Below are 21,670 nucleotides of genomic sequence, written 5' to 3' on the forward strand. Positions count from 1 at the left end.
CGTAGCCCCTTCTCTTCGTTCGGCGCAAGGTAGTTAGAACATGATTTAGGAGCCCAAGTAGGACCAGCCTATCCCATTTTTCGCCACAGAACCTGATCATCGGCTTCTCTTTCCCGCCGCACCGGACCGCGCTATCACAGGGCAGCCGCACGCTCCGCCGTGCATCGGGAGCTTTGCGTGAATACCTCCGTCCTTTCCGGCATTCTGCTGACAATCTTTTCCTATTTCCTGTTCACGCTGCAGGATGCCTCGGTCAAATGGCTGGTGGTGGCGCTGCCCGTCTGGCAGATTTTATTCGTCCGCAGCGTGACGATTTTCGTGCTGTGCGTGGCCGTCGGGCGTGGTCCGTTGCTGCGCCGTTCTCTCCGGTCGCCGGTTCTCGGGCCCATGATCCTGCGCAATCTGCTTTTGCTGGCGGCTTGGCTTTGCTACTACACGGCGGCGCGTGATCTGGGCCTGGCGGAACTGACGACGCTCTATTATGCCGCGCCGATCCTGATCACCATCCTGGCGGTGCCGATCCTGAAGGAGGACGTGCCACTTTTGCGCTGGATCGCGGTCGTCGTCGGCTTCATCGGCGTGCTGGTCGCCACGGACCCGTTCGGCACGGGCCTGAAGCTCTCGCTGCCGGTCTGGCTGGCACTGCTGGCGGCGGTGTTCTGGGCCTTTTCGACGGTGCTCCTGCGCAAGACCGCGCTGGAGGAGGTGACGCTGGTGCAGATGACCATATCCAGCGGCTTCTTCATACTGTTCACCGGCCTTGCCGTCACGGTCACCTGGGTGCCGCCGAGCCTTGCCGACGTCGCACTGATGGTGGCAACCGGGCTGATCGCCGGCATCGCCCAATATGCGCTGTTCGAAGGCATGCGCCGCGCGCCGGTTTCGGTGCTGGCGCCATTCGAATATTCCTCGCTGATCTGGGCTTTCGCCCTTGGCTTCCTGATCTGGGGCGATATCCCGGCCTTCCAGGTTTTCATCGGCGCTGCGCTGATCTTCTCCGCCGGCATGATCATCATCTTGGGCGAACGCTTCGGGCGGCGGTTGACCGTTGGCTAGATCAGTTCTTGCTCGCAATGAAACGGCGAAAGGCCTCGAGCGTTTTCGCCGCTGACATGGTGTCCGATGCCCTCGGCATCCATGCGTGCGGTTTCGGTGCTGACGCCCACCCGGCAGCAGGCCATTGTCGCAGGGAGGTCGGCGAGGCCGAAAATGTGGCAGTCCGGAGGCGTCTTCCCACCCGCTTTACCGTGAACTGTGTGGCAAAAGACTTCAATTCCGGGCGGGAGTCCCCATATGTCCCTCACAAGCGCGCCTGGCGCGCCGGGAAGAGACAACAGGATGGGTATGATGTTCAAGGTTGGACGGGCTCTCGCGACGATCGCAGTCGCTTCGATGGTGATGTTGACCGCGGTGGATCTCGCCGAGGCTCGCCGCGCCGGCGGCGGCTTCGGCAGTCGCGGCACACGGACGTTTTCGACGCCGCCGATCACCCGCACGGCACCCGGCGACGCCGCGCCGATCAACCGGACGATGACGCCGCAGCAGACTCCCGGCCAGGCGACCGGCCAACAGACCATGGGCCAGACGCGCCCCGCGGCCCAGCGCCCCGGTCTGTTTGGCGGTTTCGGCCGTTCGCTGCTCGGCGGCCTGGCGCTCGGCGGCCTGATCGGCATGCTGATGGGCAACGGCCTTGGCGGCGCTGCCGGTTTCCTCGGCCTGTTGCTGCAGGTCGGCCTGATTTTTGGCGCCGTCATGCTGGCGATGCGCTTCTTTAGCCGCCGCAACGAACCGGCCGCCGCCGGCTATTCGCCGCGTGATGCTGCCACGGGGTATTCCGGCCCGTCGGGCAACGGCTTTGGCGCCGGCATGCCTTTCAAAATCCCGCAGATCGGCGGCGCGGCGCGGCAGGAGCCGGCGCGCGCCGTGTCGCGACCTGCAGACGAGATCGGCGTCAGCCAGCAGGATCTCGACCGGTTCGAGACGATGCTGAAGCAGGTGCAGGCGGCTTATGCCGCAGAGGATTATGCGGCGCTGCGCAAGCTGACGACGCCGGAGGCGATGTCGTGGCTCGCCGAGGAACTGAGCGACAATGCCACCAGGGGCCTGAAGAACGAGGTCAGCGACGTGCATCTGGTGCAGGGCGACGTGGCGGAAGCCTGGCGTGAGGACGACGCCGATTATGCGACGGTCGCCATGCGCTACGAAAGCATCGACGTGACGCGCGACCGCGCCACCGGCCGCGTCGTCGAGGGCGATCCGGAACATCCGACCGAAGCCGTCGAGCTCTGGACCTTCCTGCGCAAGCGCGGCGGCGACTGGCAGGTCTCGGCCATTCAGGGCATGGCCGCCTAAGCGCTGGGTGTCGCGCTCGGGCATTGGCCGGGAACCGCTTTTCCCGGCCGGCCATGCAGGCGGCCAGCGCCTGATCCAGCCCCCGCCTGCCGCACTGCGGGCGGAAAAGGAGCGGAGAGGGGCTTCTCTCAGGCAGCCTTTGCCGGCTTGTCGATCGGATGCTGCGAGCGGAAGCCGACGGCAAGGCGGTTCCAGACATTGATCGTGCCGATCGCGACCGTGATCTTGGCGATCTCCTCGCTCGAGAAATGCGCCTTCAGAGTTTCATAGGCCTCATCGGGAGCGCCGGTCTGGGCAATGTTGGTTACCGCGTCGACCCAGCCCAGCAGCGCCCGCTCGCGGGCGTCATAGACCGGCGATTCGCGCCAGACGCACATCAGGTTGATCCACTGTTCGCTCAGACCGTCATGACGCGATTCCTTGACGTGCATGTCGACGCAGTAGGCGCAGCCGTTGATCTGGGAAGCGCGCAGCTTGATCAGGTGGATGAAGCGACGCTCCAACCCGGAGTTTTGCACGAAATTTTCAAGCGCGAGCACGGCCTTGAAGGCTTCCGGCGAGGCTTTGGTCATGTCGAGACGAGTTTGCATCGGTCTTCTCCTTGATGTGGCTCAGCGAGCCGTTTTGCGTTCATGAATTTCCAGGAAGGCGCAGCCCCTGGCTGCGATCGCGCCGTCATCGACCGCGGCCAAGGCGCGACCGAGGTCGGCAATCGTGGTCTTTGCCAGTTCCGCCCGGTAGGCCTGCTCGGCTTTCAGCATGGCGGCGTTGATGCCGCAGGGTTTGGCGAAATACCGGCTCGGTAGCGGGTTCGGCCCACGCTGGCGGATTTCGCCGCAGCGAAAAGCTGGTGCCGGGCCTTCGACGGCAAGGACGATGTCGAGAAGCGTGATGTCCGTCGGTTTCCGTGCCAGCCGGTATCCGCCCTTCGGACCCGGAACCGTATCGAGTATGCCTGCGCCCGACAGCGCCTGCAGATGCTTCAAGAGATAGCTGGTCGAAACACCATGAAATTCGGCGATCGCGGCAGCCGAGAGCACGCCGCCCTCCGTAAGGCCCGACAGCATCGCAACGCTGTGAATGGCCTGCTCGACACCCTCGCCCAATCTCACCGCTCTCTCCTTGTCATATCGTGGATATATCTTATCCACGATTATCGTGCTTGTCAACGGACGGGAACCGGCCGTAGCGCTTGCGTTTGGCAAAGCGGACGATAGAAGGGAATTCCCAAGGGCAAGGACACGGCAGAAATGATGGCAACACCGACAAAATCAGTCTTTGCGACGCTGATGGCTTCGAGCGCTGAACGCCACTCGATCGCCGACGACGTGCAGGGCGTCATCTCCGGCAGCATGCTTGCGGCGCTCGGCATTACGCTTCTGTCCAGCGCAGGGCTGTTGACGGGCGGCGTGCCGGGCATCGCCTTTCTCATCCACTACGCGACCGGGTTCAGCTTCGGTGCCTGCTTCTTCGCTGCAACCCTGCCCTTCTACTATCTCGCCTTCCGTCGCATGGGCCTTACCTTCATGCTGAAGACCTTCGCCGCCGTCGCCATCACCGCGACCCTGTCGGAGGTCGTGCCGCCTGCGCTGGGGCTCACACAGGTCGATCCGCTCGTTGGAGCGCTGTTCGGCGGCCTCGTCATCGGCGCGGGACTGCTGGCACTCTTCCGCCATCGCGCCAGCCTGGGTGGCATCGGCATTCTGGCGCGCTATCTCCAGGATCGCTTCGGCTGGCGCGCCGGCCTCGTCCAGCTCGGCTTCGACTGCGCCATCGTCGCCTGCTCCGTGTTCCTCGCCAGCCCCTACATCATCGCCTGCTCGATTGCCGGCGCATTGGTGATGAACATTACGCTGGCCGTGAACCATCGCAAGGATCGCTATATCGCAATGTGAGAGCGCCCCACCCGACGTTCAGTCATTCAACGCCGTCATGCTTTTTCAGCTGCGCGATGGCATTCAACGCATCATAGGGAGACCAACCCGCGTCGACGGCTGCTTCCACCAACTTGCTCTCCACTTCCTGTTCGAGCTTCTGGTAAAGCGGTTCAAGCGCCTCCTGCACTGTCAGGAGATGCTCATCGGGCGGAACGACGGTTTCATCGGGCACTGACAACGGCATATCCCTCTCCCTTGATCTTGGCCGTTCGATTTCCATCAACGCAAAAGCGGGCGAAGTGTTCCATGTGAGTTTGTCGGTATTGTTGCGAATTTTAGCAATAGCTTAAACTGATTTGAAAGTCGCTAAACTTATCCTTCGTCGATATCCAGGAGGAGCAAGACATGACTGTTCCACTCACGATCCTTTTCTCGTTGCTGGCGGCTTTCGTACTGACAATAAGCAAGGCAGTGCTGGTCTCCAGACTTATTCGCGATCATGAATACTCGCTGAGAAACTTAATCACCATTTCTGTTTTGTTTTCGGCGGCTACGGCACAAAGCATCGCCTCGCAATGCAGCTATCTCGGCTGCGGCTGGAGCCTTCGCTTCGGATGGGTTCCCCAGATTCTGCGCTCGGTGTTCGGCGCATCTCCCATGTCCGACGCACAACTCATCGTCCTCGCGATGCTCGTATATGCTTTGCTGAGCATCCACTTTTTCGGACATCTGCTCGGATGGGCTATCTATGCTCTGTCACGTACAAGGACGCTGATTGGTTAGCTGAGGCATCGGCCAACGATGCCGACATAAGCCGAAGGACCAAACGGCCCTTCAAATCCGCCGTATTTGATCTACATTTGTACGCGTGAACCAGATCGATTCCGCCGCGCGCGCAGAAACCTCGATGCTCCTTCCCTCGCCCTTTCTGCGCTGGTTCGCGGAAAAGGGCTGGCAGCCGCGTGCACATCAACTGGAGCTTCTCGCGCGCGTGCAGGGGGGCGAAAGCATGCTCCTGATCGCGCCGACCGGCGCCGGCAAGACGCTCGCCGGATTTCTCCCGTCATTGGTTTCGCTCACCGGGCGCGGGAAAATCCCGCCGGGCTCGGCCTTCACCGGCATCCATACGCTCTACATCTCGCCCCTGAAGGCGCTCGCCGTCGATATCGAGCGCAATCTGATGAAACCGGTCGGCGAAATGGGCCTGCCGGTGCGCATCGAAAACCGCACCGGCGACACGCCACAAGCCAAGCGCCAGCGCCAGAAGCTCAATCCGCCCGATATTCTCCTGACGACGCCCGAGCAGGTGGCGCTGCTTCTCGCCAATGGCGAGGCCGAGCGTTTCTTCAAGGACCTGAAATATGTCGTGCTCGACGAGTTGCATTCGCTCGTCACCTCCAAGCGCGGCCATCTCCTGTCGCTTGGCCTTGCCCGCCTCAGAAAACTGGCGCCCGGCCTGCAGGCAATCGGCCTGTCGGCCACTGTCGCAGACCCGATGGACCTGCAGCGCTGGCTTAGCCCGCAGAGAGCCGGCGAAAACAATCACGCCGGGCTAATCACGGTGACGGGCGGCGCACGGCCGCAGATTTCGATTCTGCGCACCGAGGAGCATGTTCCCTGGGCCGGCCATACCGCAGCCTATGCCATCGGCGACATCTACCGGGCGATCGGCGAACAGAAGACCACACTGCTCTTCGTCAACACCCGCAGCCAGGCGGAGCGGGTATTCCAGCAACTCTGGACGATCAACGACAACAATCTGCCGATTGCCCTTCATCACGGTTCGCTCGACGTCGCCCAGCGCCGCAAGGTCGAGGCGGCGATGTCGGAAAACAGGTTGCGCGCCGTCGTCGCCACCTCGACGCTCGATCTCGGCATCGACTGGGGTGATGTCGACATGGTCATCCATGTCGGCGCGCCGAAGGGCGCCTCGCGCCTTGCCCAGCGCATCGGCCGCGCCAACCACCGCATGGACGAGCCGAGCCGCGCCATCCTGGTGCCGGCCAACCGCTTCGAGGTGATGGAGTGCCAGGCTGCCCTCGACGCCAACTACATCGGCGCGCAGGACACCCCGCCCGTCGGCAAGGGCGCGCTCGACGTGCTCGCCCAGCATGTGCTTGGCATGGCCTGCGCCGCTCCGTTCGATCCTCTCGCGCTCTACACGGAAATCACCAGCGCCTCGCCTTACGCCGATCTCACTTGGGAAACCTTCGAGCGCATCATCGATTTCGTCGCCACCGGCGGCTATGCGTTGCGCAGCTACGAACGATACGCCAAGATCCGCAAAACCAGGGAAGGCCTCTGGCGGGTGTCGAATCCGCTGATCGCCCAGCAATATCGTCTCAACGTCGGCACCATTATCGAATCGCCGATGCTGAACGTGCGCATGGTCAGGCGCAACGCTCGGGGCTCGCTCGGTCGAGGAGGAATGCCGCTCGGCAAGGTGGAGGAATATTTCCTCGAGATGCTGTCGCCCGGCGACACCTTCCTGTTTTCCGGCAAGGTGCTGCGCTTCGAAGGCATCCGTGAAAACGAATGTCTGGTATCTCAGGGCTATACGCTCGACCCCAAGGTTCCTTCATACGCCGGCGGCAAGTTTCCGCTCTCCACCTACCTCGCCGGGCAGGTCCGCAAGATGCTGGCCGACCCGGCCCGCCATGCGAGCCTGCCGGACCAGGTGCGCGACTGGCTGTCGCTGCAGAAGGATCTGTCGATGCTGCCGAAGGAGGACGAACTGCTGGTCGAGACCTTTCCGCGCGGCAGTCGCCATTACATGGTGATCTACGCCTTCGAGGGGCGGCTTGCGCATCAGACGCTCGGCATGCTCCTGACGCGGCGGCTCGACCGGGCCGGGCTGAAGCCGCTCGGCTTCGTCGCTACCGACTATTCGCTGGCTGTCTGGGGGTTGGAGGACCTAGGTGCGGCCTTCGCGAGCAAGCGTCCGTCGCTTGCGCACCTGCTCGACGAGGACATGCTCGGCGACGACCTGGAGGCCTGGCTCAATGAAAGCTTCCTCCTGAAGCGCACCTTCCGAAACTGCGCTGTCATCGCCGGCCTGATCGACCAGCGCCATCCGGGCAAGGAAAAGAGCGGACGGCAGGTGACGGTGTCGGCCGACCTCATCTACGACGTTTTGCGCAGCCACGAGCCCGATCACATCCTGCTCGAAGCCACCCGCAACGACGCCTCCACCGGACTTTTGGAAATCGAGCGGCTTGGCGATATGCTATCGCGAATCAAGGGCCACATCACCCATCGCCCGCTGACGCAGATTTCTCCGCTTGCCGTGCCGGTCATGCTCGAAATCGGCAAGGAAGCGGTCGGCGGCGACGCGCAGGATTTCCTGCTTGCCGAAGCCGCTGACGAACTGTTTGGCGAGGTGGTGGCAGGGCATTGACCGTAATCGACAAGCCGGAACCACATGCACCGCATAGCCAACGCCATCGCCGCCCTGCCGGACAATCCGGCGCTGTCCGCCCGCATCGTCATCAACGGCGTGGCAGCAATCTGCGACCCGCTCGGCGGCCTCTACCTGCCCGATCTCGAGACCCTCGTCGTTTCCGACCTGCATCTGGAAAAAGGCTCGGCCTTTGCCCGGCGCGGCATGCTCTTGCCGCCTTATGACACGCTGGCGACGCTGCGCATCCTTGATGCCGTCATCTGCCGTCACAATCCGAAGACGGTGATCAGCCTCGGCGACAATTTCCACGACCGCGTCGGCTCGGCCCTGATGCCGGGAATTTTCCGTCAGATGATAGAGACGATGGCGCGCGGCCGCGAATGGATCTGGATCAACGGCAACCATGATCCCGATGGCACGGTCAGCCTGCCCGGCGCGTCTGCCGACGAACTCCATCATGCCGGCCTGGTCTTCCGTCACGAACCGGCAAAGGATGCTCCCGCCGGCGAGATTGCCGGCCATCTCCATCCGGCTGCGACCGTCACGCGTCGGGAGAAGCGGGTCCGGCGCGCCTGTTTCGCCACCGATGGCAGCCGCCTGATCATGCCGGCCTTCGGCGTCACCACCGGCGGTCTCGACCTGCGCCACAAGGCCATGCACGGCCTGTTCGACCGCCACAGCCTTGTCGCCCATATGCTCGGGCGGGACCGGATCTTTTCGGTGAAATTTGCAAATTTGTTGGGGTAGTTTCTACGTCTCAAGATCCTGATGGCACCGATCCAACGGGACGTTCGGCCGCCCCGCCAGCGGCTCGAAATGCCGTATGTTCTCAGTGACCACCGTCAGGCCGCAGACTTCTCCGTCTCATACCGCAGTATGACGCCACCGGACTGCAGCGGGCGGGATTCGAGCAGCTTGAGCGACGTGCGCTCGTTTGCAGGCTTGAAGAGCCGCGTTCCGCGCCCGAGCAGCACCGGCACGACGCAGACCATGATCTCGTCGATCACGTCGTCCGGCAACAGCGAGGCAACCAGTTCGGCGCTGCCGAAGATATAGATATTCTTCCCGGATGCCTGCTTCAGGCGCTTAAGTTCGCCGGCAATGTCGCTCGCGACGCGGCTGTTGTTCCAATCCGCGTCCTTCAAGGTGCGGGAGGCGACGATCTTCGGAAGCGCGTTCATGAAGGTCTTGATCTCGGTGTCATCCTCCGTGGTCGTCCAATAGGCCTTCATTCCCTCGTAGGTGACGCGGCCGAAAACCAGCGCTTCGGCTTTCTCGCCGAACTCCTTGCTCAACGCTTCCAGCTCAGGCCCCCAGACGAGCAGGTGGAAATCCAGGTCCCATTTGCTTGCACCTTCGAAATAGCCGTCGAGCGACATCAGGTTCCAGACGACAACTTTGCCCATCACACTTCTCCTCCGGCGACCAATATCGTTTTGCAACTGGTCCGAGATTAGGCAATCCGATTGTGAAATGCAAGCGGTTTTCCGGAGGCAAATCGCGCGACCGCACGCCGGTTTTGGCGCTTCTCAGCGGGTGCCATATTGGGGAAGTGCGGAAATTGCGTGCATGTCGAGCGCGCTTGCCGCATGCAACGGTGCGGATCACTCCGAAGAGGACATGCGGGAACATCCGGGCGCGGCCGGACCGCTGCCCGCTAGAACGCGTTGAACGTCAGCGTCGTCAGCGACCGATTGATGCCGGGGACGGTGGCGATGTTGTCGTTGATGAACTTGCCGATGTCCTCGCCTTCCTCGACATAAATCTTGATCAACAGGTCGTAATCGCCGCTGGTCGAATACATCTCCGAAACGATCTCTTTCTTGTAGATCGCGTCTGCGACCTCGTAGGTCTTGCCGGGTGCACATTGCAGCTGGACGAAAATCGGCTTCATCGGACACTCCATTCATCGGCCAACTGGTGGCCTTTCGATGCTTCTCGACCGCAATAGCCTGTTTTTCGGCTGCGGCAAACCCGTGTCAATCGCGGCGGAAGACGATGCTTGCCAGCCAGCCGGTGACGACGGCGAGAAGCACGGCGGTAATGCCGTAGAAAAGCGGCGATTCATGCGCGGCGCGGGTAATCGCCTGCTCGAGGCCCGTCTTGACGACGCGCAACGGCAAGGCTTTGGCGGCAACGAAAACGCCGTCGCGGAAGAGATAGGCGCGCACGATGTGCACGCCGTTCGGCACGTCGGCCGGCAGCCGCACCGAGGCCTTGAAAAGGCTGGAGCTGATGAACTGCACGCCGCCCGGATCGCGCTGGTAGACACCCGTCGTTTCCCTCAGGCGCCGGAAGGCGTCGCGGAACTCGGTGAGATTGCTGCCGTCGCCGATATAGCCGATCGGAGTCAGCGGGATGTGATTGACGCCGATACCCATGTTGTTCATGCCGCCGGGTGGCGCGATCGTGTCAATGTCGCGCGTGCTCGACAGCGAATAGGATTCCGGCACCAGTTCGAAGGTCATCGAATTGGTGTTGATCCAGATGCCGAAGACGCGCTGCTTCTTGCGCACCGTGGTGTTTTCCTTCGGACCCTCGAGGGCCACGACGATATTGTATTTTCCCTGCGCAAGGAGATCGGCATTGAAGCCGTCGATGGCGCCGAAGATCGTCAGATCCGCGCCGCGAAAATCGGAGGTGATCGAAATCTCGTCGGTCGAAATGCCGATGTCGAGCTTCTCGGTGAAATCCATCGGCTCCGCGTACGTCGCAAGCGGCGCGGCAAAAAACAGTCCCAGGAGGAAAATTAGACCGAGGATCCGCATCAGAAGCCGCGCCCCGCTGAAACGATCGAATAAATTTCCTTCGGCGGGATGACCAGTTCGATGGCAAGGCGAATGCCGACCGCCAGAACCAGGAGCGCGAGCAGGGCCCGCAACTGCTCGCCGCGCAGCTTCTGGCCGACGCGCACGCCGTATTGCGCACCGATCACGCCGGCGATCATCAGCACGAAGGCGAGCACGATATCGACCGTGTAGTTGGCGGTTGCCTGGACGATCACCGTATAGGCGGAAACGAAAATGATCTGGAACAGCGAAGTGCCGACGACGACATTGGTGGGAATGCGCAGCAGATAGATCATCGCCGGTACCATGATGAACCCGCCGCCGACCCCCATCACCGAGGTCAGGATGCCGATGCAGAAGCCGAGCGTGGCGACCGGGATGACACTGAGATAGATCTTCGATTTCTTGAACCGCATCTTCAGCGGCAGCCCGTGGATCCAGTTGTGCTGGCCCGGCTTGCGCAGCGTCACCGTCTCGTTTTTCGAAGCACGGCGCAGGGCGTTGATGCTTTCCCAGAGCATCAGTGTGCCGACGGTGCCCAGCAAGATCACATAGGCGAGCGAAATGACCAGATCGAGCTGGCCTATGCGCCTCAGAAGCGAGAAAAGCCAGACGCCGAGGGTGGCGCCGGCCAGACCGCCGCAGAGCAGTACCGTCCCGAGCTTGATGTCGATGGTGCCGCGCCGAAAATGGGTGATGGCGCCGGAAATCGAGGAGGCGACGACCTGGTTTGCACCGGTGGCGACCGCGACGACGGGCGGGATATTGTAGAAGATCAAGAGCGGCGTGATCAGGAAGCCACCGCCGACGCCGAACATGCCGGACAGGAAGCCGACGGCTGCGCCCATGCCGAGGATGATCAGAATGTTCACCGACAACTCTGCGATGGGCAGATACACCGTCACGGCCAGGACCTCTAAATATGCCAATAGCCCGCATGGCGGGCGAAAACGTCAGAGTGGCAAGTGATTCACCACGGGAGATTTGGAATGGAACGGGCCTGAAAACCAATTCGAAATTGCGAATTCAACGTCGTTCCGTCATGCGCCCCGGGCCTGGACCTGTCAACCTTTTGCAAGTTTTAGACCTAACCCGTTGCAGGCCTCCTTGTCCGGTTGGTCTGCGGCATTATTGCGGCCGCAGACGCCTTTTGAAAACTCTGCCAGTCAAAGCGGCGCCGCTGTGTCCGCATCGCCAGGCAACGTCAGCCGTTTCGCTTCAGCAGTTCCTTGACCAGCGCATCGGTGATCTCGCCGGTCGGTTCCTGGCCGAGCGATTTCTGGAAGGCCTTGATGGCGGCGATGGTCTTCTTGCCCATCTCGCCGTCCGGCTCGCCGGCATCGAACCCATTGTTGTTGAGGATGGCCTGGATGTTGCGCAGCGCCTTCTTCATGTCGATTGAGGCGGTCTTCACGCCCTTGCCCACCCAGGCATCAGGCACATCGACCGAATTGGCCCCGGCATCGAGCGGCGTCTGCTTCCAGGCCTCGAATTTCGCCTTGGCGCTCTTCAGCTGGTCCGCGCTCAGGGCCTTGGCCACCTCGTCACGCTTCTGGCCGGCATCGCTGTCGCCGTCACGGGCAGCGATGGCGAACCACTTGTAGGACTCTTCCAGATCCTGCTTCACGCCGTTGCCGCGTGCATAGAGGATGGCCAGGTTGAACTGGCTGTCGCGGATGCCCCGATCGGCCGCCATGGCGAACCATTTTCCGGCGCCTGCAAAATCCGGAGCCGCATCGCCGCTGCTCGCCAGCATGACCGCCAGATTGTGCATGGCGCTGGCATTGCCTTTTTCGGCGGCCCGCTGGTAGAGCGTGCGTGCCTTTGTCAGGTCCCGGGCAACGCCGGTGCCCTTTTCGTAGAGGCTTGCCAGCCGGTATTCGGCCGGAACCACACCAGCGTCGGCGGCGCGCTGGTACCACTTCGCAGCCTCGGCCAGGTCGATCTTGACGCCGCGCCCCTCGGTATAGACAGCGCCAACCTCGAAGAGCGCCAGCGGATCGCCCTTGCTGGCGGCTTCGGCGAGCGCCTCCGGCTTGACCTCGACGGGAACGACGATCGCCGTGCCGGCTGGTGGCGTCGACGTTTCAGCCTTGGCAGCCTCGACCTTTGCGGTGGTCGCCCCCGCGGACGTCGCCGTATCTGCGGAAATAGTAGGCATCTGCGAAGCCAGGGCAGCCTCCGGCTTTGCCTGCATGGCGTCTGGCAGCTTCGTCTCCGGCAGGGTGGTCTGCGGTGTGGCGGTATCCGGCTCCGCCATCTGCGGCTCGGTTACCGTCGGTTGTGCGGTCGTGTTCTTGCCGGTCTGCGGCTGCAGCGTGTCCAACGGCAGGGCATCGCCGTCGGCGCTGGACATGCCGGTCTCGCTCACGTGGGGTACCGTCGCCAGACTGGCGGTGTCTGTCTGCTCGCTCGTTGCCGGCTGCTCGATGGTGGCAACCGGTGTCTCGACCGGTGCCCCGTCGCCGCTGATCAACGTGTTGACCAGCGGATAGGACATGATCGCCAGGAGCACGGCGCCGACAGCCATCAGGATGGGGCGGCGATGACGGGAAAGGGTGCCGCCGATGGGCGAGGCGGCAGCCCCGCTCTTGCCGCGGTTCAGGGTCTCGGCCTCTTCGGCGGCGAGCTGGGCTGCGCGGCGCGCGGCGGCGATGAAATCCGACTTGTCCACTTCGCCCGTCTGCTCATTGCGGCCGGCCTGCCCGGCCCGCACGCGCTCAAGGATCTTCCGGACATCCGGCACGCCGGAACCGGGCTCCAGCAATTGATTGGCCACGTCCGGCTCGATCACCTCTGCGGCGTCGATCGACGGCGTCGGGTCGACCATCTGGCGTTCCGCCGGGCGCGCCGGTTCTCTGCGCTTGCCGGCAAACCGCCTGGTCAGCCCGGCGAGAAGGCCGGTCTTTGCCGCCGGTGCCGCCGCCTTCACGTCATCCTGGTGTACGCTTGCCTGTTCCGCAACGATCTGAACGGCTTCCTCGACCTCCTCACGCGAGAGGGTCGCCGGCTCGGCTTCCGCGGCGAGCCCGTGCATGTCGCGCTTCAGCTCCTCGTACCGGTGGCCAAAGTCCGCCTCGGTGAAAGGCTCGTCCTCCGTCGCGAAAACCGGCTGCGCCGCCTTCGGCATGTGCGGCTGGCTGTCCTGCCCGCGCGTCCCGAAGGCGCGAGGGGGGTCTTGTTGTTCAAACCCGCGTTCTTCCAGCCGTTCGAGCTTCTCGGCGATATGGACAAGCGTCTCGTGCAGCGCGTCGAAGGTGCGTGCGGTGCGCTCCTCGCTCGAGCGGCTCATGTCTTCGAGAACCTTGAGATCGTCGGCGAGCGCCGAGATTGCCGCCATGTCCATTCCGCCCGACGCCGTGTGTGCGGCGCCGTTCCTGGCATAGGCCTCCATGACGGCCTCGGCCGCCTGGCGGGCGGCCTCGATGATGTATTCGTCGCTGGTCGCCAGATAGTCCTCGAGCGCACTCATCCGGCCTTCGAAGTCGGCAGGGGCGATCCCTGGGGACACGTCCCGCGGCTGGCTGACGAGGCTCGACAGATTGGCGATCTGGTCCTGCAGGCTGCGCAGGATCTCGCTGTCGTCGTAGGGAGCCGCATGGGTTTCCTCGAGGCGGATGGCGATATCCGAAAGCTGGCCTTCAAGCCGGGCGAAACGGTCTTCGCCGCCATAGCCCGCGGAGGACGCGTCCAACTGGTCGATGCGGCGGGCGAGATCGTCGAGACGCTCTGCGAGCGCTTCGTTGACGGTACCCTGGTCGAGCGCGTCGATCTTGCGGGAAATATCGGCGAGATAGCCCGTCAGGTCCGGCTGGGCCGAAACCTTCTGCGAGCGCTCCAGCATCAGCGACAGCTGATCGAGCCGTTCTTCGAGGCGCACTGCGGCTTCCTCGTTCGCCAGTTCCTCGACGCGTGCGGCCAGCGCCTCGATGCGGATCCCGATGCCGTTGTCGGATGGGTGCTGCAGGCTGTCGATCTGCCGAGAAAGGTCGGCAAGACGACCTTCCACGCGGTTGACGCCGGCACTGTCTGAGACGGTGCGGCCACTTGCAACGATGGCACGGCTGATTTCATCGAGACGCGCATCGAGATCGGCAAACTGCGAGGCGAGGCGACGGTCGTCCGGCTGCATATGACGGCCGATCATCTCGATCGCCTGAGCCACGGATACCAGCTTGTCCTCCAGCGCATGCAGCGCCGGACCACTGTTCATCGCGCCGATCTGCGACTTGATGTCGTCGAGCCGGTAGGCGAGCGCCACAAGTTCATCGTCGCGGTTCGAATCGAAAGCAATCATCCGGTCTTCGACGCCGGTCCAGCGGCTTTCCATGCGGCGCACACTGTCTTCGCGGGCAAGGCCGTCGATCATGGCGCGCAGTTCGTCGAACTCGACCTTGAGGGCGTCGGCCTGCGAGGGGGAGGCCTGCCGGCCGAGCTGGTTGATGCTGTCGGAAAGCTTCTGCAGGTCGCTGCGGATATCCCCCGCCATCGACTGGTCCTGCGCCACATCGGTGGCGATGCCACGGATCTCGGCGCGCAGCGCATTCATTTCGCGCGAAAGCCCATCGGCGATGTCCTTTTTCAATTCCTGGCGCAGGCCGACCAGCGCCTGCGCAATCTCCGCGGTGGCCGGATCCGGGCGCTGTGGCTCGCTGCGCGTCGGCTCCCGGCGGGGGAATTCCTGGCGCGGCGTGTCCTGGCGCTCCGAACGCCTTGGTTCGCTCCGCAATGGCTCGCGGCGAAACTCCTCGCTGCGCAGTCCTTCGCTGAATTGCGGCGAAACCGGCACGTCGCGTTCCGATGAGATCGGGGATTGGGCTTCACGGCGGTCGTCATAACCACGCGTTTGGGGTCCGCGGTCGCGGAGAATGTCGCGCTCGCGGGTTGCCGACAGCGCGCGCTGGCGTTGCATGATCTCCGCGATCGGGTCGTGACGGGCCGGCGCAGTATCAGCTCGGCTGCGCGGATCACGCGCGGCGGTTCCCATCAAGCCTTCGATTCGCGCTTCCAGCCCCTCGATCGTGCGGTTCAGCGCGTCAAGGGATGACCTGTCGCCATGGGCCTGGGCGCCAGGACGTGGGAAATTTGATCGCGATCCGTTCATCGTTCTTCGCCTCTTTCACCGGCCTTGATCGGAATCCGGGGCTTAGCAGGGCATTTCCCCGCCTTCGGATACTCCGGCACCGAACTCGGACAAGGCTGCAATGACGCGAAGACACGACTGTTACAGCTTTGACCACCTCAGCACCACTTTCGGCAAACGTAGTAAATAAGCCGTTAACTGGGCTGGGATTTTTTTAACGATTTCGGCGCATGCTGACCCTGGAGGCTTCCGCACGGGCGATTTCGACACATGCCGATTCCGGCCACCGGCAGGTTCGAGTGGCAAAGTTGTCGCATTCATCAATTTTGACGTTTACGCAAACGTCAAAGTTTTGTAGCATGCTGAAAATGACATGGTGCGCGCGCCCCGGAGAGGCTTGCCCCGCGACACGGTTACAGGTGAGGAACACGAGACATGCCCAGCTATAAGGCCCCGGTAGAAGACACGCTTTTCATTCTAAACGACGTCCTTGGCATCGAGCGCTACAACAACCTTCCCGGTTTTGCCGACGCGACGCCGGACATGATCGAGGCGATCGTCGGCGAAGCCGCAAAACTCGCCGAGGAAGTGCTGTTTCCCGTCAACCTTTCCGGCGACCAGGAAGGCTGCAAGCGCAACGACGACGCGACGGTGACGACGCCCAAGGGCTTCAAGCAGGCTTTCGACCACTACCGGGAGGGCGGCTGGCTTGGCCTTGCGGTACCGGAGGAATTCGGCGGCCAGGGCCTGCCCTACACGCTGCACACCGCAGTCGGCGAATATATGTCCTCGGCCAACATGGCGCTCACCATGTATCCCGGTCTGACCCAGGGAGCGATCGCCGCGATCCTCGTGCATGGCACCGAAGACCAGAAACAGACCTATCTGCCAAAGATGGTGACGGGCGAGTGGACCGGCACGATGAACCTCACCGAGCCCCATTGCGGCACCGACCTCGGGATGCTGCGCACCAAGGCTGTGCCGCAGGGTGATGGATCCTACAAGATTTCCGGCCAGAAGATCTTCATCTCCGCCGGCGAACATGACATGGCCGACAACATCGTCCACCTCGTGCTTGCCCGCATCGAGGGCGCGCCGGAGGGGGTGAAGGGCATCTCTCTGTTCATCGTGCCGAAATTCCATGTCGAAGCCGACGGCTCCATTGGTGGTCGCAACAGCGTCTCCTGCGGTGCGATCGAGCACAAGATGGGCATTCACGGCAATTCGACCTGCGTCATGAACTATGACGAGGCGACCGGCTATCTCATCGGCGCGGAGAACAAGGGCCTGAACGCCATGTTCGTTATGATGAACGAGGCCCGCCTTGGTGTGGGCATGCAGGGCCTGTCGATCGCCGAAGTCGCCTACCAGAATGCCGCCGGCTATGCCCGCGACCGCCTCCAGGGCCGCGCGCTGTCGGGCGCCAAGGCCCCGGAGAAGAAGGCCGACCCGATCATCGTCCACCCCGACATCCGCCGCGTGCTGATGACCATCAAGGCCTTCAACGAGGCCGGCCGCGCCTTCACGCTCTGGACGGCGCTCCAATCCGACATCGCCCATCGCAGCGACAACGAAAAGGATCGCCAGACCTCCGACGACATCCTCGGCCTGATGACGCCGATCCTCAAGGGCGTCTTGACCGACAAGGGCTTCGAGCACGCCGTCATGGCCCAGCAGGTCTTCGGCGGCCACGGCTATATCGAAGAACACGGCATGAGCCAGTACGTTCGCGATGCCCGCATCGCCATGATCTACGAAGGCGCAAACGGCATCCAGGCGCTCGACCTCGTCGGCCGCAAGCTGGCGCTGAACGGCGGCCGGGCGATCTCCGCGCTGTTCAAGGAAATTGGCGATTTCTGTGAGGAAAACCGCTCCGACGAAAGGCTCGTAACCTACACCAAGGGCCTGAAGAAGGGCTTGAACGACCTGCAGGCGGCGACCATGTGGTTCATGGGCAATGCCATGGCCAAGCCCGACAATGCCGGCGCCGGCTCGACCGACTACATGCACCTCTTCGGCCTCGTCGTTCTCGGCTACATGTGGGCGAAGATCGCCAAGACGGCGGAAGAAAAACTCGCCGCCGGCGACACGGGCCGCGAAGCCTATCTGAAGAACAAGCTCGTCACCGCCAAATTCTTCATGGAGCGCATCATGCCGGAAACCGCACTGCGCAAGGCCCGCATCGAAACCGGCGCCGATACGCTGATGGCGCTCGACGCGGACGCGTTCTGAGAAAAACCTTCTTTTCCCCAGGGAGAAGTGCCGAGCATAACGAGGCGATGAGGGGGGGCTTGCAGCGCATGCTGAGTTCTTGGCCTCCCTCAGCCGGCCCTGCGGGCCACCTTCTCCCCGCTGGGGAGAAGAGGAACCCGACCGATTTGACACAGACGACGCGCGGTCTGATGATCGCCGCATAGGGAGATGATACAATGAGCGAAGTCTTCGTTTACGACCACGTGCGCACGCCGCGCGGACGGGGCAAGAAGGATGGGGCACTGCACGAAGTGCCGACGCCGCGTCTGGCGGCACGAGTGCTGCAGGCTATCCGCGATCGCAACGGGCTGGACACCTCCACCGTCGATGACATTATCATGGGCTGCGTCGATCCGGTGTTCGAAGCCGGCGCCGTGATCCCCAAGGCCGCCGCCTTCGAGGCCGGCTATTCCAACAAGGCCCCGGGCATGCAGATTTCGCGCTTCTGCGCGTCCGGTCTCGACGCCATCAATTTCGCAGCCGGCAAGATCGCCTACGGCGCCGATGACATCGTCATCGCCGGTGGCGTGGAAAGCATGTCGCGCGTCGGCATGGGAATGTCCGGCGGCGCCTGGTACATGGACCCGTCCGTCAATTTCCCAGGCTATTTCATGCCGCAGGGCGTCTCGGCCGACCTGATCGCCACCAAATACGGCTTCTCCCGCGATGACGTCGACGCCTATGCGGTCGAGAGCCAGAAGCGCGCAGGCCATTCCTGGGACAACGGCTATTTCGACAAGTCGGTCATCCCCGTGAACGACCAGAACGGCATCACCATCCTCGCCAAGGACGAGCACATGCGTCCGACGACGACGATGCAGAACCTCGCCCAGCTTAACCCCTCCTTCCAGATGCCCGGCGAGATGGGCGGCTTCGAGGCCGTTGCCATCCAGGCGCATCCGGAAATCGAGAAGATCAATTACGTGCACCACGCTGGCAATTCGTCCGGCATCGTCGACGGTTCAGCCGCCGTGCTGCTCGGCTCGAAGGCCGGTGGCGAATCCATGGGCCTCAAGCCCCGCGCCCGCATCAAGGCCTTTGCCAATATCGGCTCCGATCCGGCGCTGATGCTGACCGGCCCGGTCGATGTCACCGAGAAACTGCTGAAGCGCGCCGGCATGACCATCGCCGATATCGACCTGTTCGAGCTCAACGAGGCCTTCGCCGCCGTCGTGCTGCGCTACATGCAGGCTTTCGACATCCCGCATGACAAGATCAACGTCAATGGCGGCGCCATCGCCATGGGCCATCCACTCGGCGCCACCGGCGCGATGATCCTCGGCACCGTGCTCGACGAACTGGAGCGCCGCGGCCTCGAGACCGCGCTTGTCACGCTTTGCATCGGCGCCGGCATGGGCACCGCGACGATCATCGAGCGGGTCTAGGAACAAAAGACATGCCGAGGCGCGAGGTCTACGAGGATCTGAACCACGAAATCGAGGAGGAGTTCGCCCATCACCACCTGGAGAGGGACATGAAGGCGGACTACGAGGCTTCCACCCGGATCGGGACGGACGAACATGTCCGCCGCTTGCGCGCGCAAAACCGCGTTCTGTGGGTGGTCCTCATTCTCGTTGTTGGCGGGTTTTGCTTGGCGCTTGGCATCTTTTGACTATGAACGAATTTCAGGGAAGAGGAATCCCATCATGAGCTACACCAATTTCACCATTGAAACCGACGCCGACGGCATCGCGCTCGTCACCTGGAACATGCCCGACAAGTCGATGAACGTCTTCACGGCCGAGGTCATGAAGGAACTCGACGCCATCGTCGACCAGACCGTCGCCGACGAAGCCGTCAAGGGCGTCGTCTTCACCTCCGGAAAGTCCACCTTCTCCGGCGGTGCCGACCTGTCGATGATCAAGGGCATGTTCACCTTCCAGCAGGAACAGAAAAAGCTCGATCCGGAAAACGCGGCGCAAAAACTGTTCCACCTGACCGGCCAGATGACGGGCCTGTTCCGCAAGCTTGAAACCTCCGGCAAGCCCTGGGTCTCGGCCATCAACGGCACCTGCATGGGCGGCGCATTTGAATTGTCATTGTCTTGCCACGGCCGCGTCGCCGCCAATTCGAAATCCGTCAAGATCGCCCTGCCTGAGGTCAAGGTCGGCATCTTCCCCGGCGCCGGCGGCACGCAGCGCGTTCCCCGCCTGACCAACGCCCAGGACGCCCTGCAGATGATGACCACCGGCTCCTCGCTCACGCCGCAGCGTGCCAAGGCCATGGGCCTGATCCACGAGATCGCCGAGCCGGCCGAGCTGATCAATGCGGCAAAGGCGATGATCAAGAACGGCCTGAAGCCCGTCCAGCCCTGGGACGAGAAGGGCTACAAGGTTCCCGGCGGCGGCATATGGACGCCGGCCGCAGCCCAGCTCTGGCCGGCTGCCTCCGCCATTCTGCGCCGCGAGACCGCCGGCAACTATCCGGGCGGCCTTGCGATCCTCAAATGCGTCTATGAGGGCTTGCAGGTTCCCTTCGATACCGGCCTGAAGATCGAGCAGCGCTATTTCACCGAGATCCTGCAGACCACCGAAGCCTTCTCGATGATCCGTTCGCTGTTCATCTCGATGCAGGAGCTCGGCAAGGGAGCCCGCCGTCCGGCCGGCATCCCTAAATCCGAGCTGAAGCAGATCGGCGTCGTTGGCGCCGGCTTTATGGGCGCCTCCATCGCCTATGTCGCTGCCGCCGCCGGCATCGAAGTCACTCTGATCGACCGCGACATGGAGGCCGCAGAGAAGGGCAAGGCCCATTCGGAAGGCCTGGTGAAGGATTCGATCGGTAAGGGACGGCTGACGCAGGACGAGGCAACCGCCCTTCTTGCCCGCATCACTCCGTCTGCCGACTATAACGACCTGAAGGACGTCAAGCTCGTCGTCGAGGCTGTTTTCGAGGACCGCCAGGTGAAGAAGGACGTCATCGAGAAGGTCGAGGCGGTGCTTGCCGAGGATGCCATCTTCGCCTCCAACACCTCGACCCTGCCGATCACCGGCCTTGCGAAGAATTCGAAGCGCCCGGCCCAGTTCATTGGCATCCACTTCTTCTCGCCGGTCGAGAAGATGATGTTGACGGAAGTCATCCTCGGCAAGGAAACCGGCGACAAGGCGCTTGCCACAGCGCTTGATTTCGTCGCCGCGATCAAGAAGACGCCGATCGTCGTCAACGACACGCGCGGCTTCTACGTCAACCGCTGCGTCTTCCGCTACATCCACGAAGCCTATGACATGCTGATCGAAGGCGTGCCGGCGGCAATGATCGAGAACGCCGCCAAGATGGCCGGAATGCCGGTCGGCCCGTTGTCGCTCAACGACGAGGTGGCGATCGACCTTTCCCAGAAGATCCTCAAGGCCACCGTCGCCGACCTCGGCGAAGAGGCCGTCGATCCCCGCCACATGGCACTGATCAACAAGCTGGTCGACGATCTCGACCGTCGTGGCCGCAAGAACGGCAAGGGCTTCTACGAATATCCCGCCAAGCCCGCGAAAAAATTCCTGTGGCCGGGCCTGAAGGATCTCTACCCCTCGAAGCCCGCCGAAGACTTCGACGTCTTGACCATCAAGCAGCGTTTCCTCGTGACCATCGCGCTCGAAGCCGCCCGCACCATGGAGGAAGGCATCGTTACCGACCCCCGCGAAGCCGATGTCGGCTCAATCCTCGGCTTCGGCTTCGCCCCCTATACCGGCGGCACGCTGAGCTATATCGACGGCATGGGCGTGAAGGCCTTTGTGGCGCTGTGCGAAAAGCTGGCGGAAAGCTACGGCGAGCATTTCCAACCGACGCCGCTGCTCAAGGACATGGCGGCCAAGGGCGAGACGTTCTACGGGCGGTTTGACCCGTACGGAAAGAGGGAGGCGGCTTAGACCGGCTCGAACTATCCCACCCGGACCGGAGGCGCACGCTTCCGGTCCAACCTATCCCA

The 21,670-nt window shown here is 62.8% G+C and carries 18 protein-coding genes; 10 read left to right on the top strand and 8 right to left on the bottom strand.

Annotated elements, in window-relative coordinates:
• The first annotated feature begins 177 nt into the window (after positions 1–177).
• Positions 178–1,056, top strand: a complete 879-nt coding sequence (locus tag JNB71_RS09510) for a DMT family transporter (RefSeq protein ID WP_220371574.1) — start codon at positions 178–180, stop codon at positions 1,054–1,056.
• 291 nt (positions 1,057–1,347) lie between these two features.
• A complete protein-coding gene (locus tag JNB71_RS09515; protein WP_220371575.1) occupies positions 1,348–2,352 on the top strand; it encodes a Tim44 domain-containing protein in 1,005 nt (334 codons plus the stop codon).
• A gap of 128 nt (positions 2,353–2,480) precedes the next feature.
• Here JNB71_RS09515 and JNB71_RS09520 read toward each other — a convergent pair whose 3' ends face one another.
• Both JNB71_RS09520 and JNB71_RS09525 read right to left on the bottom strand, forming a co-directional pair.
• On the bottom strand, positions 2,481–2,942 hold the full coding sequence (locus tag JNB71_RS09520; RefSeq protein ID WP_220371576.1) for a carboxymuconolactone decarboxylase family protein: 462 nt from the start codon (positions 2,940–2,942) through the stop codon (positions 2,481–2,483).
• A 21-nt stretch (positions 2,943–2,963) separates the two neighbouring features.
• A complete protein-coding gene (locus JNB71_RS09525) occupies positions 2,964–3,464 on the bottom strand; it encodes an RrF2 family transcriptional regulator (protein ID WP_220371577.1) in 501 nt (166 codons plus the stop codon).
• 141 nt (positions 3,465–3,605) lie between these two features.
• Here JNB71_RS09525 and JNB71_RS09530 point away from each other — a divergent pair, with 141 nt between their 5' ends.
• Entirely contained in the window at positions 3,606–4,247 is a 642-nt protein-coding gene (locus JNB71_RS09530; protein WP_220371578.1) for a YitT family protein, read from the top strand.
• Positions 4,248–4,269: 22 nt separating this feature from the next.
• On the opposite strand, the gene JNB71_RS09535 is transcribed toward JNB71_RS09530, so the two are convergent.
• A complete protein-coding gene (locus JNB71_RS09535) occupies positions 4,270–4,473 on the bottom strand; it encodes a hypothetical protein (protein WP_220371579.1) in 204 nt (67 codons plus the stop codon).
• 161 nt (positions 4,474–4,634) lie between these two features.
• Between JNB71_RS09535 and JNB71_RS09540 the strand changes: the two genes are divergently transcribed.
• The 3 genes from JNB71_RS09540 to pdeM all read left to right on the top strand — a co-directional run bounded on the left by JNB71_RS09540 (position 4,635) and on the right by pdeM (position 8,376).
• Entirely contained in the window at positions 4,635–5,012 is a 378-nt protein-coding gene (locus tag JNB71_RS09540) for a hypothetical protein (RefSeq protein WP_220371580.1), read from the top strand.
• 124 nt (positions 5,013–5,136) lie between these two features.
• Positions 5,137–7,626 (top strand): ligase-associated DNA damage response DEXH box helicase, encoded by a 2,490-nt coding sequence (locus JNB71_RS09545; protein WP_220371581.1) that lies wholly within the window; start codon positions 5,137–5,139, stop codon positions 7,624–7,626.
• Between the two features lie 24 nt (positions 7,627–7,650).
• On the top strand, positions 7,651–8,376 hold the full coding sequence (gene pdeM / locus JNB71_RS09550; RefSeq protein WP_220371582.1) for a ligase-associated DNA damage response endonuclease PdeM: 726 nt from the start codon (positions 7,651–7,653) through the stop codon (positions 8,374–8,376).
• A gap of 95 nt (positions 8,377–8,471) precedes the next feature.
• Here pdeM and JNB71_RS09555 read toward each other — a convergent pair whose 3' ends face one another.
• The 5 genes from JNB71_RS09555 to JNB71_RS09575 form a co-directional block, all read right to left on the bottom strand.
• A complete protein-coding gene (locus tag JNB71_RS09555) occupies positions 8,472–9,035 on the bottom strand; it encodes a dihydrofolate reductase family protein (RefSeq protein WP_220371583.1) in 564 nt (187 codons plus the stop codon).
• 251 nt (positions 9,036–9,286) lie between these two features.
• Complete coding sequence (locus tag JNB71_RS09560; RefSeq protein WP_220371584.1) at positions 9,287–9,523, bottom strand: Lrp/AsnC ligand binding domain-containing protein; 237 nt, start codon at positions 9,521–9,523, stop codon at positions 9,287–9,289.
• 85 nt (positions 9,524–9,608) lie between these two features.
• The gene (locus tag JNB71_RS09565) at positions 9,609–10,397 is read right to left on the bottom strand and encodes a TIGR02186 family protein (RefSeq protein WP_220371585.1); all 789 of its coding nucleotides are present in this window, start codon (positions 10,395–10,397) and stop codon (positions 9,609–9,611) included.
• A complete protein-coding gene (locus tag JNB71_RS09570; RefSeq protein WP_220371586.1) occupies positions 10,397–11,323 on the bottom strand; it encodes a sulfite exporter TauE/SafE family protein in 927 nt (308 codons plus the stop codon). The genes JNB71_RS09565 and JNB71_RS09570 overlap by 1 nt, the downstream gene beginning before the upstream one ends.
• Positions 11,324–11,622: 299 nt before the next feature.
• On the bottom strand, positions 11,623–15,522 hold the full coding sequence (locus tag JNB71_RS09575) for a peptidoglycan-binding protein (RefSeq protein WP_220371587.1): 3,900 nt from the start codon (positions 15,520–15,522) through the stop codon (positions 11,623–11,625).
• Positions 15,523–15,936: 414 nt separating this feature from the next.
• Here JNB71_RS09575 and JNB71_RS09580 point away from each other — a divergent pair, with 414 nt between their 5' ends.
• The 4 genes from JNB71_RS09580 (at position 15,937) to JNB71_RS09595 (ending at position 21,611) form a co-directional block, all read left to right on the top strand.
• The gene (locus JNB71_RS09580; RefSeq protein ID WP_220371588.1) at positions 15,937–17,733 is read left to right on the top strand and encodes an acyl-CoA dehydrogenase C-terminal domain-containing protein; all 1,797 of its coding nucleotides are present in this window, start codon (positions 15,937–15,939) and stop codon (positions 17,731–17,733) included.
• A 197-nt stretch (positions 17,734–17,930) separates the two neighbouring features.
• Positions 17,931–19,139, top strand: a complete 1,209-nt coding sequence (locus JNB71_RS09585) for an acetyl-CoA C-acetyltransferase (protein WP_220371589.1) — start codon at positions 17,931–17,933, stop codon at positions 19,137–19,139.
• A gap of 11 nt (positions 19,140–19,150) precedes the next feature.
• On the top strand, positions 19,151–19,366 hold the full coding sequence (locus JNB71_RS09590; RefSeq protein ID WP_220371590.1) for a hypothetical protein: 216 nt from the start codon (positions 19,151–19,153) through the stop codon (positions 19,364–19,366).
• Positions 19,367–19,400: 34 nt separating this feature from the next.
• Positions 19,401–21,611 carry an FAD-dependent oxidoreductase gene (locus tag JNB71_RS09595; protein ID WP_220371591.1) on the top strand — a complete coding sequence of 737 codons (2,211 nt, stop codon included), beginning with the start codon at positions 19,401–19,403 and terminating at the stop codon, positions 21,609–21,611.
• The last annotated feature ends 59 nt before the right edge of the window (positions 21,612–21,670 follow it).

Origin of the sequence: Rhizobium herbae (assembly GCF_019511375.1) — a bacterium.
In the GTDB taxonomy this organism is placed as follows: domain Bacteria; phylum Pseudomonadota; class Alphaproteobacteria; order Rhizobiales; family Rhizobiaceae; genus Pararhizobium; species Pararhizobium herbae_A.

Bases quoted from the DNA above. Each gene is read 5' to 3' on its own strand.
- pdeM (WP_220371582.1), top strand. From the start codon at position 7,651: ATGCACCGCATAGCCAACGCCATCGCCGCCCTGCCGGACAATCCGGCG.
- JNB71_RS09590 (WP_220371590.1), top strand. From the start codon at position 19,151: ATGCCGAGGCGCGAGGTCTACGAGGATCTGAACCACGAAATCGAGGAG.
- JNB71_RS09545 (WP_220371581.1), top strand. From the start codon at position 5,137: ATGCTCCTTCCCTCGCCCTTTCTGCGCTGGTTCGCGGAAAAGGGCTGG.
- JNB71_RS09535 (WP_220371579.1), bottom strand. From the start codon at position 4,473: ATGCCGTTGTCAGTGCCCGATGAAACCGTCGTTCCGCCCGATGAGCAT.
- JNB71_RS09515 (WP_220371575.1), top strand. From the start codon at position 1,348: ATGTTCAAGGTTGGACGGGCTCTCGCGACGATCGCAGTCGCTTCGATG.
- JNB71_RS09530 (WP_220371578.1), top strand. From the start codon at position 3,606: ATGGCAACACCGACAAAATCAGTCTTTGCGACGCTGATGGCTTCGAGC.
- JNB71_RS09555 (WP_220371583.1), bottom strand. From the start codon at position 9,035: ATGGGCAAAGTTGTCGTCTGGAACCTGATGTCGCTCGACGGCTATTTC.
- JNB71_RS09580 (WP_220371588.1), top strand. From the start codon at position 15,937: ATGCCCAGCTATAAGGCCCCGGTAGAAGACACGCTTTTCATTCTAAAC.
- JNB71_RS09595 (WP_220371591.1), top strand. From the start codon at position 19,401: ATGAGCTACACCAATTTCACCATTGAAACCGACGCCGACGGCATCGCG.
- JNB71_RS09585 (WP_220371589.1), top strand. From the start codon at position 17,931: ATGAGCGAAGTCTTCGTTTACGACCACGTGCGCACGCCGCGCGGACGG.
- JNB71_RS09560 (WP_220371584.1), bottom strand. From the start codon at position 9,523: ATGAAGCCGATTTTCGTCCAGCTGCAATGTGCACCCGGCAAGACCTAC.
- JNB71_RS09575 (WP_220371587.1), bottom strand. From the start codon at position 15,522: ATGAACGGATCGCGATCAAATTTCCCACGTCCTGGCGCCCAGGCCCAT.
- JNB71_RS09540 (WP_220371580.1), top strand. From the start codon at position 4,635: ATGACTGTTCCACTCACGATCCTTTTCTCGTTGCTGGCGGCTTTCGTA.
- JNB71_RS09520 (WP_220371576.1), bottom strand. From the start codon at position 2,942: ATGCAAACTCGTCTCGACATGACCAAAGCCTCGCCGGAAGCCTTCAAG.
- JNB71_RS09565 (WP_220371585.1), bottom strand. From the start codon at position 10,397: ATGCGGATCCTCGGTCTAATTTTCCTCCTGGGACTGTTTTTTGCCGCG.